The following is a 12867-nucleotide window of genomic DNA, read 5'->3' on the forward strand; positions in this document are numbered from 1 at the left end:
CAGGGAGAGCCATGCCCCACGACAGCGAGAGCGACAGGGCCGAGGCGGGCGCGCAGGACATCCGCGCCTGGCTCGCCGACCGGGTCGCCGAGATCTCAGGCACTGACGCGGCGGACATCGAGAGCACCACGCCCTTCGACGTCTACGGCGTCAACTCCACCGACGCGGTCAGCATCTCGGGCGAGCTGGCCGAGCGCTTCGGCCTGCGCCTCGCGCCCACCGCGCTCTACGACCACCCCACCATCGACGCGCTCACCGCCCATCTGCTCCCCGGCGCCGCCGGGCCGTCCGCGGCTGCCGAGCCCGCCGCCCTGCCCGCCGCGGGTGGCGCGGGGGCCGACGACGACCCGGTCTGCCTGGTCGGGATGGCCTGCCGCTTCCCCGGACCCGCCGAGACGCCCGAGGAGTTCTGGGCGGCCCTGGCCGCCGGGGTCGACGCCTCGGCCGACGTGCCGGCGGACCGTTGGGACGCGCGCGCCGACCTCGACGAGGACGCCGACGCGCCGGGCGCCACGTACACGAGCAAGGGCGCGTTCGTCGGCGACATCGCCGGGTTCGACCCGGCGTTCTTCGGCATCTCGCCGCGCGAGGCGCTGCGGATGGACCCGCAGCAGCGGATGCTCCTCGAGGTCTCCTGGCAGGCGCTGGAGAACGCGGGCACCGCGCCGGACCGCCTGCGCGGCAGCAGGACCGGCGTGTTCGTCGGGATGATGCCGAGCAACCAGTACGCCGCGCTCCAGCAGGACCGCACCGGGCCCGAGGTGCTCGACGACCCCTATCTCGGCCTGGGCACCTCGTCGAGCGTGGTCGCGGGCCGCCTTTCCTACCTGCTCGACCTGCGCGGGCCAAGCCTGGTGCTCGACACCGCCTGCTCCTCCTCGCTGGTCGCCCTCCACCTGGCCGCCCGCTCACTGCGCAGCGGCGAGACCGACCTCGCCCTGGTCGGCGGCGTCAGTGCCACGCTGCACGCCGACACCTACAAGCAGGCGTGCAAGATGCGGATGCTCGCCCGCGACGGCCGCTGCAAGACGTTCGACGCCGCCGCCGACGGCTTCCTGCTCGGCGAGGGCTGCGGCGTGGTGGTCCTGGAGCGGCTCAGCGACGCGACGGCGCGCGGGCACCGGGTGCTCGCGGTGATCCGCGGCTCCGCGGTCAACCAGGACGGCACGAGCAACGGCCTCACCGCCCCCAACGGCGCCGCGCAGGTCGCGGTGATCCGCGCCGCCCACGCCGACGCCGGCGTCACCCCCGAGGCGGTCGACTACGTCGAGGCGCACGGTTCGGGCACGCTGCTCGGCGACTCCATCGAGATGAGCGGCCTCCACACGGTGTTCGGCCCCACCCGGACGGCGGACGCGCCGCTGATCGTCGGCGCGGTGAAGACCAACATCGGCCACCTGGTCGGCGCCGCGGGCATGGCCGGGCTGATCAAGACCGTCCTCGCCCTCGGCCACGGTGGCATCCCCGCGAACCTGCACCACGAGGAGCCCAACCCCACCATCGACTGGGACCGTTGCCCCACGCTGCTGCCCGACCGGCTCATCGCCTGGCCGGAGACCGGGCGGCCCCGGCTGGCCGGGGTCAGCTCCTTCGGCTGGTCAGGCACCAACGCCCATGTCGTTCTCGAGCAGCCGCCCGCGCCCGAGCGCGCCCCGGCGCCCGAGGCGCCCCGCGTGCTGCCGCTCTCCGCGCGCACCCCCGGCGCGCTCACCGCGGCCGCCGCGCGCCTGGCCGCCAGGCTGCGCGCCGAGCCCGCGCTCCGCCTCGACGACGTCGCCGCCACCCTGCGCGCCGGGCGCAGTGTCCTGGAGTACCGCGCCGCCGTGGTCGGCGTGAGCGCCGAGGGGGCCGCGGAGGCGCTGGAGCGCCTGGCCGCCCCCGCCGCCTCCGCCCACCTGCCCGCCGGGCGCGTCACTCCGGTCGCGCTGCTGCTGCCCGGCACCGGCGAGCTGCGGGTCGGCACCGGGCGTCGGCTCTACGAGACCGACGCCGCCTACCGCGCGGCGTTCGACGCCTGCGCCGTGGCCGCCCGTGAGTCGCTCGACGCCGATCTGCGGGAGATCGTCTACCCGGAGGGCGCCTCCGACGAGGGGCCGAGCACGGCGTTCGGTCCTGGCGCGCGCGCCGCGGACGCCGACTCGCCGCTCCACGGGCGGCTCGACATCGGCCATGCCGCCGTCTTCGCCGTGGACTACGCCTGCGCCGCGCTCTGGCGCGCCCGCGGCGTCGAGCCCACCGCGCTGCTCGGCTACAGCCTCGGGGAGTATGTCGCGGCCTGCCTGGCCGGGGTCTTCACCCTCGAGGACGCCCTGCTGCTGGTCGTCAGGCGCGCCCAGCTGGTCGCCGGGGCGGCGCCAGGCGCGATGACCACGGTGGCGCTGCCCGCCGAGCGCGTCCGCCCGTTGCTCACCCGCGACGTGGGCATCGCCGCCGCCAACGGCCCGCTGACCAGCGTGGTCTCGGGCCCCACCGAGGCGGTCGAGGCGTTCGAGGACCGGCTGCGCGGCGAGCGCGTCGCGCACCTGCGGATCCCCACGGGCCGCGCCATGCACGCGCCGATGCTGGCGCCTCAGGCGGAGGAGCTCAGGGCGCTGGTCGCCTCGCTGCCCCGGCGGGCGCCGACGATCCCCTACCTGTCCAACGTCACCGGCACCTGGATCGCCGCGGACGAGGCCCGCGACCCGGCGTACTGGGCGCGTCACCTGCTGGGCACCGTCCGGTTCGCCGAGGCCGTGGAACGTCTGGTCGAGGGCGAGCCCAAGGCGCTGGTCGAGGCCGGTCCCGGGCAACTCGCCAGCTTCGCCACCCAGATCGTCACCGCGTCGGGCGGTCGGACCACCGCGGTCGCGCTGCCCACGCTCCCCGGTGCCGCCGACCGGCGCGGTGTCGAGACGGTCGTCGCGGGCACCCTGGCCCGGCTGTGGACGCAGGGCGCCGCGGTCGATCCGGCGCCCCCGGACGACGCGGCCCTGACCGTCACGCTGCCCGGCTACCCGTTCGAACACCAGCGGCTCTGGCCCGCGTTGCGCGAGCGGGACGACGCCGCCCCCGGGCCCGCCGCCGCGCCGGGCGAGGCCCCCAGGACCTATGTGCCGGAGTGGACCGAGGCCCCGGCGGAGGGCGGCGGGCGGCCCGTCGGCCCCTTCCTGCTCTACGCCGACGCGCTCGGCCTGGCCGACCGGCTGGCCCTGCGCCTCGGCGAGGAGGCGTCCTGCGTGACCGTCACGGCGGGCGAGGCGTTCGCCCGCACCGGGCCCTCCTCGTTCGCGATACGGCCCGGCGCGGTCGAGGACCACGCGCGGCTGCTCGCCGAGCTGCCCGCCGAGGCGCTGCCCCGCACCGTGGTGCACCTCTGGTCGGTGAGCGGGCCGACGCCGCCGGACCTCGGCGCTCAGCAGGAGCTGGGCTTCACCGGGGTGCGGCACGCCGCGACCACGCTGGCCGCGGCCGTGCCCGAGGGCGCCAGGCTGCTGGTGGTCAGCGACGGCGGCCAGGTGGTGCCGGGGGACGAGACCGCGCACCTGGGCAAGGCCACGCTCGGCGGCCCTGTCCTGACCGTTCCCCAGGAGTACCCCGGCTGGTCATGCCGCTGGATCGACCTGGCGCCCGAGGCGTCGGGCGGTGACGCGGCGGCCGACGCGCTGCTCGCCGAGCTGGGCTGGCCCGGCCCGGAGTCGGCCGTCGCGTGGCGGTCGGGGACGCGCCGGGTGCGGCGCTACCGCGAGACCGCCGTCACCCCCTCGGGGGTGGCGCCGCGCGACGGCGGCACCTATCTGATCACCGGCGGGCTCGGCCAGCTCGGCCTGGTCATCGCGGGCCACTTCGCCGCCCGCGCGCGGGACGTGCGGCTCGTGCTGACCGGCCGCTCAGGGCTGCCGCCGCGCGAGCGCTGGGACGAGGTGCTGGCGAACGCGCCCGAGAGCGGCGACGCGGCCCGGATACGCGGCGTGCGGGAGCTTGAGGGGCGCGGCGCCTCGGTGCTCGTGGCCGCCGCGGATGTCGCGGACCCGGCGGCGCTGCGCGCGGCGCTCGACGCCGCCGCCCTGCGGTTCGGGCCGCTCACGGGCGTGGTGCACGCGGCCGGGCTCACCTCGGCCGATGTGTTCGCCCCGCTGGCCGGGGTGACGGACGAGCAGATCGCGGCGCACTTCGCCGCCAAGGTGCACGGCACCCTGGCACTCGGCGAGGCGCTTCAGGGCGCCGAGCCGGAGTTCGTGCTGCTGATGTCGTCCATGTCCGCCGTGCTCGGCGGGCTCGGCTTCACCGGCTACGCGGCGGCCAACGCGTTCCTCGACCGCTGCGCCGAGGCGCGGAGCGCGGGCGTGGGCGCGGGCGCCGCCGCGTCAGGCGTCTGGCAGAGCGTGGCCTGGGACACGTGGCGTTCCACCGTGGAAGGTCCCGACACCGGCGGCATCGGCGCCTCGCTCGCCCGCTACTCCTTCCCCGCCGAGCAGGCGCTCGCGGTGCTCGACCGGGTGCTCGGCGGGCCCGCGCGGCTCGTGGTGGTCAAGGGCGAGCTCGCCCCCAGGATCAGCGCCTGGGTGGGCGGGGCCGACCCGTTCGCGCCCCGGCACGAGAGCCCGGCACCCGCCGCCGTGGGCGGCGACCGGTTCGCCCGTCCCGAGCTGGCCCAGCGGTTCGTGCCGGTCAGCAACGACGACGAGCGGCGGCTGGCCGCCCTGTGGGGACAGGCGCTCGGCCTGGCCGATGTGGGCTCCCACGACAACTTCTTCGACCTGGGCGGCAATTCGCTGGTCGGGATGCAGCTGATGAACTCCATCGGCAAGGAGTTCCGCAGGGCGTTGCCCGCCGTGGCGCTGTTCGAGGCGCCGACCGTGAGCGCGATGGCGGCCTATCTGCGGGAGCTGCCCCCGACGGGCGGTCAGCCGCGGGTGGCGCCGGCGGAGCCCGCGACGCCCTCGGCGCCTGCCACGCCCGTCGCCGCCCCGCCACCCGCGGCCCAGGGCAGGGCGGCCGCTCCCGCCGCCGCCCCGGCTCCGGCCGCCGCGCCCGAGAACGCGGTCGCGCCCGAGAGCGCGGTCGCCATCATCGGCATGGCGGGCCGCTTCCCCGGCGCCGAGGACCTCGACCGCTTCTGGCAGGTGCTCCGCGACGGCGTGGAGACCATCTCCTTCTTCACCGAGGAGGAGATGGTCGCGGCCGGGGTCCCGGCCGAGCTGGTGAGCAGCCCCGGCTATGTCAGGGCCCGCCCGGTGCTCGACCACATCGACCTCTTCGACGGGGAGTTCTTCGGCTACAACCCGCGCGAGGCCCGGCTGCTCGACCCGCAGCAGCGGCTCTTCCTCGAGTGCTGCTGGGAGGCGCTCGAGAGCGCGGGGTACGGCGACGGCGACGCGTCCCGCTCGGTCGGCGTCTTCGGCGGCGCCAACCTCAGCACCTATATCCGCAAGATCTTCGAGGACCCGGAGACCGCGTCCTCGGTCAACGAGTACCAGGTGGTGATCAGCAACGACAAGGACGCGCTGACCACCAACGTCTCCTACCGGTTCAACCTCGGCGGCCCCTCGCTCGGCGTCCAGACGTTCTGCTCCACCTCGCTGGTTGCCGTGCACCTCGCGGCCCGCAGCGTGCTGGGCGGCGAGTGCGAGATGGCGCTGGCTGGCGGGGTCTCGATCCGGGTGCCCGACCGGGTGGGGCACGTCTACCAGGAGGGCGGGATGGAGAGTCCTGACGGCCACGTCAGGACCTTCGACGCCGACGCCCGCGGCTCCATCTTCGGGGACGGCGCCGCGGTGGTCCTGGTCAAGCGGCTCTCCGCGGCCATCGCGGACGGCGACCCCGTGGCCGCCGTGATCCGCGGCTCCGCGGTGAACAACGACGGCTCCCTCAAGGTCGGCTTCACCGCCCCCAGCGTCCGTGGCCAGGCCGCCGTGATCTCCGCGGCGCTGAACCACGCGGGCGTCGCGCCGGACGAGGTCTCCTACGTCGAGGCCCACGGCACCGCGACCGAGCTGGGCGACCCCATCGAGATGTCCGCGCTCGGCCGCGCGTTCGCCGGCGTGCGGGCCGGGCGGGTCAAGGTCGGCTCGGTGAAGACCAACCTCGGCCATCTGGACCGCGCCGCGGGCGCCACCGGGCTCATCAAGACGGTGCTGAGCCTTCAGCACCGCCAGCTGCCCCCGAGCCTCCACTTCCGCACCCCCAACCCGGAGATCGACTTCACCGGTGGCCCCTTCCGGGTCAACACGGAGCTGACGCCGTGGGAGTCGGATGGCCGCCCGCGCCGCGCCGGGATCAACTCGCTCGGCATGGGCGGCACCAACGTCCACGTGGTGCTCGAGGAGGCGCCGCCCCTGCCGCCGGGCGACCAGGGCCGCGACCTTCAGGTGCTCGTCCTCTCCGCCAGGAGCCGGGAGGCGCTCGACGAGGCGGGCCGCCGCCTCGCCCGGCACCTGCGCCGCCACCCCGCGCAGTCCCTCGCCGACGTGGCCTACACGCTCCAGGTGGGGCGCCAGCGGTTCGACGAGCGCAGGGCGTTGGTCGCGCGCGGCACCGAGGACGCGCTCCGGTTGCTCGAGAGCGCCGGGGCGGACGAGGTGCACGAGCGGCGCGAGAAGCGGCGCGAGCGCCCCGTCGGGTATCTGTTCCCCGGCGCGGGGGCCGCGTACGCCGGGATGGCCGCGGGGCTCCATCTCTCCGAGGAGTCCTTCCGCGCGACCGTGGACGAGTGCTGCGCCCTGCTGCCCCCGGCGCTCGCCGCCGCGGTCGGGGACGTGCTCACCGGCGCGGCCGATGACGAGGCGCCGGTCGGCACCGGCGTGGCCGCCTGCGCCGCGTTCGTCCTCGGCTACGCGCTCGCCAGCCTGCTGGCCTCCTGGGGCCTGCGCCCCGACTCCCTCGCGGGCGTCGGCGTCGGCGAGTTCACCGCCGCCTGCGTGGCGGGCGTGCTCTCCCCGCCCGACGCGCTCGCCCTCGTCGCCGAGGCCGCCCGGGTGGCCGAGGCGGACGCGGGGGCCGAGGGCGAACGTGAGCTCGCCGCCTGGATCCGCGCCAAGGTGACCCTGGCCGCCCCCGCCGTGCCCTGCGCCCGCCGGGACACCGGCGGCTGGCTCGACGGCTCGGCCGCCACCGACCCTGAGCACTGGGCGCGCCGCGCCCTGGCCGCCGACGGCGACGCCACGGCCTCGGCCGTCCCCGCCGCCGCTCCGCTGCTCGCCGAGCCGGACCGGCTGCTGCTCGAGATCGGCCCCGGCGAGACGTTCACCGCCGCCCTCACCGCGCTGCCCGAGGTCTCCGACGACCGCGCCGGGCTGATCCTCCCCACCCTCCCGGGGCGCGGCAACCGGCACGGCGGCGCCGCCGCGGTGCACACCGCGGTGGCCCGCGCCTGGGTGGCGGGGGCCGACCTCGACTGGGCCGCGTACCACGGGGACCGGCGGCGCCTACGGCTGCCGCTGCCCACCTACCCGTTCCAGCGCAGCCGCTACTGGATCGACACCGACGCCCCCGCGCCCGGCTCACGCCTCCGGCGCGAGCTCCCGGCCGACGCGCCGCCGGGCGCCCGGCTCGCCGCCCTGGCCAAGCTGCCGCCCGAGCGGTGGCTCCACGCCCCCGGCTGGCGGCAGCTCGCCCCACGCCCCGCTCCGGCCGAGGCCGATCCGGCGACCGGGACCTGGCTGCTGCTCGCCGACGCGGCGGGCGTGGCCGAGGCGTTGGCCGCCGAGATCGCCGCCGCGGGGGGCGACACGGTGATCGCCACGCCCGCGGCCGAGTTCGCGCGCACCGACCGGGACGCCGTCGCGCTCGACCCCAAGGACGCCTCGCACTGGACCGAGCTGTTCCAGGTGCTGCGGGCCGAGGGCCGCGCGCCCGCGAGGATCGCCCACCTGTGGGCCGTGGACCCGGTGCCCGAGCACGCCACCGGCACCGACCGCGCCGACCAGGGCTTCTACAGCACGCTGGCGCTGCTCCAGGCCATCGGTGGCGAGTCGGACGCCGGGCGCGGTGGGCTCGCGCTGGTCACCTCCGGCGCCTTCGACGTGACCGGCTCCGACCCGGTGGACCCGGCCAAGGCCACCACCGTCGGCCCGGCCAAGGTCGCGCCGCTCGAGTACCCGGGGCTGGACGTACGGCACATCGACGTGCCAGCGCCCGGCGACCGGGAGGCCGCGGCCGCGCTCGCCGCCCTGCTCGTCAGGGAGCTGACCGGGGAGCGCGACGAACGGCACGTGGCCCTGCGCGGCCGACGCCGCTGGACCCCGACGCACACCCAGCTGCCGCCCGCTGCGGCGCCGGAGCCTGGTGAGGTGCTGCGCGAGGGCGGCGTCTACCTCATCACCGGCGGCCTCGGCGGCATCGGCCTGGCGATGGCCAGGTCGCTGGCGGGCTCCGTACGCGCCCGGCTGGTGCTCGCGGGCCGCTCGGGGCTTCCCGACCGCGCCGAGTGGGACGCGATCCTCGCCGACCGCGAGGCCGCGCCCGAGCTGGCGCACCGCGTCGAGCGGGTGCGGGAGTTGGAGCGCCTCGGCGCCGAGGTCCTGGTGGTGCGGATGGACGTCGCCGACCCCGGCGAGGTGGCGGACGCGGTGGCCGCGGCCGTCGGGCGCTTCGGCCGCGTCGACGGCGTCATCCACGCGGCGGGCCTGCCAGGCCTCGGGGTGATGCAGTACAAGTCGGCCGAGGCGGCGACCGAGGTGCTGCGGCCCAAGCTGGCGGGCGCGGCCGCGCTGCGCGAGGCGCTGGCCGGGGTGCCGGTGGACTTCCTCGCGCTGTTCTCGTCCACCGCGGCCGTCACGGGCGGCGGCCCGGGCCAGGCCGACTACGCCGCGGCCAACGCGGCGCTCGGGGCCGAGGCCGAGCGCGCCGCCTCGGGCGCGCGGCCCCGGACGGTCACCGTCGACTGGGGCGAATGGCGGTGGAACGCCTGGGACATGGCGCTGGCCGGGTTCGACGCGGCCACCACCGACTTCCTCAGGAAGAACAGGGAGCGCATCGGCATCACCTTCGAGGAGGGCTGGAACGCGTTCCTCAAGGTCCTCGGCAGCGGCGAGTCGCGTCTCGTCGTCTGCTCCCAGGACATCGGCGAGCTGGCCGACATCACCGCGGGGCTCGACCTCGCCCAGCTCGCCGGGCGCGCGGGACCGGCCGACGGCGTCCGGCACCCCAGGCCCGACCTGCCCGTCGCCTACACCGAGCCGGAGGGCGAGGGCGAACGCGCCGTGGCCGAGCTGTGGGGTCACGTGCTCGGCATCGAGAAGATCGGCGCGCTCGACGACTTCTTCGAGCTGGGCGGCAACTCCCTGCTCGGCGTGGACCTCGTGCACCGGATGCGGGAGGCGCTGGACTGCCCGGGGCTCCCGCCGCACGTGCTCCACGAGGCGCCGACCGTGCGCGAGGTCGTCCGCCTCGCCGAGTCGCCGGACGCCGGGACGGCCTCCGCTCCATCCACATCACCCGCTTCACCGAGAGGGGCAGCTGTATGACACGCGTCGGAGTCGTCGGGGCCGGGGTCATGGGCACCGGGCTCGCCCAGAGCCTCACCGAGTACGGCCACGAGGTCGTGCTGGTGGACCGCAGCAAGGAGGCGCTCGACCTGGCCCAGGCCGAGATCCTGAAGTTCGAGCGGTTCGGCGCGCTGCTCGGCGCCACCGGGCCCAGCCGGGAGGGCATGAGCGGGCGCGTCACCTGCACCACGGACCTGGCCGACCTGTCCACCGTCGAGTTCCTCGTGGAGAACATCACCGAGAGCTGGGAGCTGAAGCGCGCCCTCTACCCCCAACTCGACGAGGCCGCCCCTGAGTCCTGCGTCTTCGCGGTGAACACCTCGGCCATCCCGATCACCAAGGTCGCCGCCCGCACCACGCGCCAGGACCGCGTCATCGGCACCCACTTCATGAACCCCGTGCCCATGAAGCCGACCGTCGAGGTCATCAAGGGCTGGCACACCAGCCAGGAGACCATCGACGCGACACTCGCCCTGCTCGGCGCGTTCGGCAAGAGCGGTGTGCAGGTCAACGACTCGCCCGGGTTCGTCTCCAACCGCGTCCTGATGCTCACCATCAACGAGGCCGTCTACCTGGTCGCCGACGGCGTCGCCGAGCCTGAGGACGTGGACCGGATCTTCACCGAGTGCTTCGGCCACACCATGGGCCCGCTGGCCACCGCCGACCTGATCGGCCTCGACACCATCCTCTACAGCATCGACGTGCTGTACGAGAACTTCAACGACGGCAAGTACCGCCCCTGCCCGCTGCTCCAGCGGATGGTCGACGCGGGCCTGTACGGCCGGAAGTCCGGCCGGGGCTTCTTCGCCTACGAGGCCTGACCGCCTCCCCCTCGCCCACCCATTCACCGCCTCTCCCCCCATCGGCTAAGGAGACGAACGACATGTCGGAGCAGACCGGCACCCGGATCAGGGACTTCATCCTCACCCGCTTCCCCGGCGTCGAACTGGACGACCGGGTCGACATCTTCACCCTCGGCTTCGTCAACTCCCTCTTCGCGATGGAGCTGGTGATGTTCCTGGAGAAGGAGTTCGACCTGCGGATCCCCAACGAGGAGATGTCGCTGGACAACTTCCGCACCGTCGAGGGCATGAGCGCGCTCGTGGCCCGGGTCCGCGCGGGCGCGTCGGCCGGGGCGGGCCCCGCATGACACCGGCCGCCACGTTCTCCGCCACGCCCTCGTCCGATGTCGACGAGGCGGCGCTGCGCGCGGGCCCCCGGGCGTTCGTCGACGCCGAACTCGCCCCCAGGGCCGACGCGTTCGACGAGGCCGCGGAGATACCCGAGTGGTTCCTCACGTCCCTGGCCGAGCAGGGGATGTGGGGCGCGGTGCGCACCGGCGGGATGGTGGCGTTCGGCGTGCTGCACGAGGAGGTGGGCCGCGGCTGCTCCTCGGCGCGCAGCCTGCTGACCGTGCACAGCATGGCGCTGTACGCCCTGGACCGCTGGGGCTCGGCCGCGATGCGGGAGCGCTGGCTCGACCCGATGACCGAGGGCGGGCGGCTCGGCGCGTTCTGCCTGACCGAGCCGGGCGCGGGCAGCGACATCACCGCGGTCGCCGCCACCGCCCGCCCAGCCCCCGGCGGGGGCTGGCTGCTCGACGGCCACAAGAAGTGGGTGACCGGCGGCGAACGGGCCGACCTGCTCCTGGTGTTCGCCCGCACCGAGCGCGGGGTCTCGGCGTTCCTCGTGCCCGCGGACACCCCGGGCCTGACCCGGACCCCGGTGCGGGGGCTGCTCGGCACCAGGGCAGCGCTGACCGCGGAGATCCGCTTCGACGGGTGCCGACTGCCCGCCGAGGCGCTGCTCGGCGCGGAGGGCATGGGTACCGCCATCGCCGCCGGGGTCCTCGACATCGGCCGGTACAGCGTCGCCTCGGGCAGCGTCGGCATCGTCCAGGCGTGCCTCGACGCCTCCGTGCACCATGCCACCACGCGCCGCCAGGGCGGCGTCCTCATCGGACGGCACCAGCTGATCCAGAAGATGATCACGGAGATGGCGGTCAACCTCAGGGCCGCCAGGGCGCTCTGCCTGCGGGCCGGGCGCCTGAAGGAGGCCGGTGACCCCGCGACCATCGTGGAGACCTGCGCCGCCAAGTACCTCGCCTCGGTCAGCGCGATGCGCGCGGCGACCGACGCGGTGCAGATCCACGGCGCGAGCGGGTGCAGCGCCGAGCGGTCGGTGGCCCGGTACTTCAGGGACGCCAAGATCATGGAAATCATCGAGGGCAGCTCCCAGATCCAGGAGGTCCTCATCGCCCAGCACGCGCTGACCGCCGCGGGCGGGGCGCGTCCGGCGGCGCGGGCCGGTGCCCCGGCCGCGCCGGAAGGGAGTACGGCATGACCACCAAGACCCGGGGCCGGGTCAAGTGCGCGGTCTGGGACCTGGACAACACCGTCTGGCGGGGCGTGCTGCTCGAGGACGAACGCGTCGAGCTGCGCCCCGGGGTCAGGGAGACCCTGGCCGAGCTCGACCGGCGGGGCATCCTCCACTCGATCGCCAGCAGGAACGACCACGACCTGGCCATGCGGCGCCTCGAGGAGCTGGGCATCGCCGACTTCTTCCTCGTCCCGCAGATCACCTGGGGGCCCAAGTCGGTCTCCGTCGAGGCGGTCGCGACATCGCTGAACATCGGCATCGACGCCCTGGCGTTCATCGACGACCAGCCCTTCGAGCTCGAGGAGGTGGCGTTCGCGCATCCGAAGGTGCTCTGCCTGGACGCCGAACGGGCCGCCACGCTGGCGGACATGCCGGAGTTCCGGCCGAGGTTCCTCACCGATGACGCGGGAAGGCGGCGCGAGATGTACCGCAGCGGCGAGCTGCGGGCACGCGCCCAGGAGAGCTTCGAAGGGCCCGACGAGGAGTTCCTCGCCACCCTGAAGATGGTCTTCACCATCGACCGCGCCGAGGTCTCCGACCTCCAGCGCGCCGAGGAGCTGACCGTCCGCACCAACCAGCTCAACTCCACCGGCGTCACCTACTCCTACGAGGACCTGGCCGCGCTCGCCACCTCGGACGACCACCTGCTGCTGATGGCCGGCCTCGACGACCGCTTCGGCACCTACGGGCGCATCGGCCTCGCGCTGGTCGAGAAGCGCGGCACCACCTGGGTGCTCAAGCTGCTGCTGATGTCCTGCCGCGTGATGAACCGCGGCGTGGGGACCGTGCTGCTGCACCACGTGATGCGGCTGGCGCGGGACGCCGGGGCGCGGCTCACCGCCGAGTTCGTGCCGACCGACCGCAACCGGGTGATGTACGTGACCTACCGCTTCGCGGGCTTCGACGAGGTCGGCGACCGGGACGGCGTGCGGGTGCTCGGGGCGCCGCTCGACGACATCCCCGCCCCGCCCGCCTACCTCGAACTCCGCCTCGGCGGCTGACAGACGCGCGCAAGAGAGAGGAG

General features: G+C 75.3%; 5 protein-coding genes. All 5 read left to right on the forward strand.

Annotated elements, in window-relative coordinates:
* Positions 1-11: 11 nt before the first annotated feature.
* The 5 genes from D7318_RS00160 (at position 12) to D7318_RS00180 (ending at position 12844) form a co-directional block, all read left to right on the forward strand.
* Complete coding sequence (locus tag D7318_RS00160; protein ID WP_183091250.1) at positions 12-9443, forward strand: type I polyketide synthase; 9432 nt, start codon at positions 12-14, stop codon at positions 9441-9443.
* Positions 9440-10285: a 3-hydroxyacyl-CoA dehydrogenase family protein gene (locus D7318_RS00165; protein WP_120694741.1), complete on the forward strand. Its 846-nt coding sequence runs from the start codon at positions 9440-9442 to the stop codon at positions 10283-10285. The genes D7318_RS00160 and D7318_RS00165 overlap by 4 nt, the downstream gene beginning before the upstream one ends.
* Positions 10286-10347: 62 nt before the next feature.
* Positions 10348-10614, forward strand: coding sequence for an acyl carrier protein (locus D7318_RS00170; protein ID WP_120694742.1), 267 nt, complete (start codon positions 10348-10350; stop codon positions 10612-10614).
* Positions 10611-11807: an acyl-CoA dehydrogenase family protein gene (locus D7318_RS00175; RefSeq protein ID WP_120694743.1), complete on the forward strand. Its 1197-nt coding sequence runs from the start codon at positions 10611-10613 to the stop codon at positions 11805-11807. Before D7318_RS00170 ends, D7318_RS00175 begins: the two co-directional genes overlap by 4 nt.
* Positions 11804-12844, forward strand: coding sequence for an HAD-IIIC family phosphatase (locus tag D7318_RS00180; protein WP_120694744.1), 1041 nt, complete (start codon positions 11804-11806; stop codon positions 12842-12844). The genes D7318_RS00175 and D7318_RS00180 overlap by 4 nt, the downstream gene beginning before the upstream one ends.
* The last annotated feature ends 23 nt before the right edge of the window (positions 12845-12867 follow it).

The sequence above is a fragment of the Streptomyces radicis genome (assembly GCF_003626575.1).
Lineage (GTDB): Bacteria > Actinomycetota > Actinomycetes > Streptomycetales > Streptomycetaceae > Streptomyces > Streptomyces radicis.

What these genes read in the sequence shown, in the direction of transcription:
- D7318_RS00175 (WP_120694743.1), top strand. Translation starts at nt 10,611, where the DNA reads ATGACACCGGCCGCCACGTTCTCCGCCACGCCCTCGTCCGATGTCGAC.
- D7318_RS00170 (WP_120694742.1), top strand. Translation starts at nt 10,348, where the DNA reads ATGTCGGAGCAGACCGGCACCCGGATCAGGGACTTCATCCTCACCCGC.
- D7318_RS00165 (WP_120694741.1), top strand. Translation starts at nt 9,440, where the DNA reads ATGACACGCGTCGGAGTCGTCGGGGCCGGGGTCATGGGCACCGGGCTC.
- D7318_RS00180 (WP_120694744.1), top strand. Translation starts at nt 11,804, where the DNA reads ATGACCACCAAGACCCGGGGCCGGGTCAAGTGCGCGGTCTGGGACCTG.
- D7318_RS00160 (WP_183091250.1), top strand. Translation starts at nt 12, where the DNA reads ATGCCCCACGACAGCGAGAGCGACAGGGCCGAGGCGGGCGCGCAGGAC.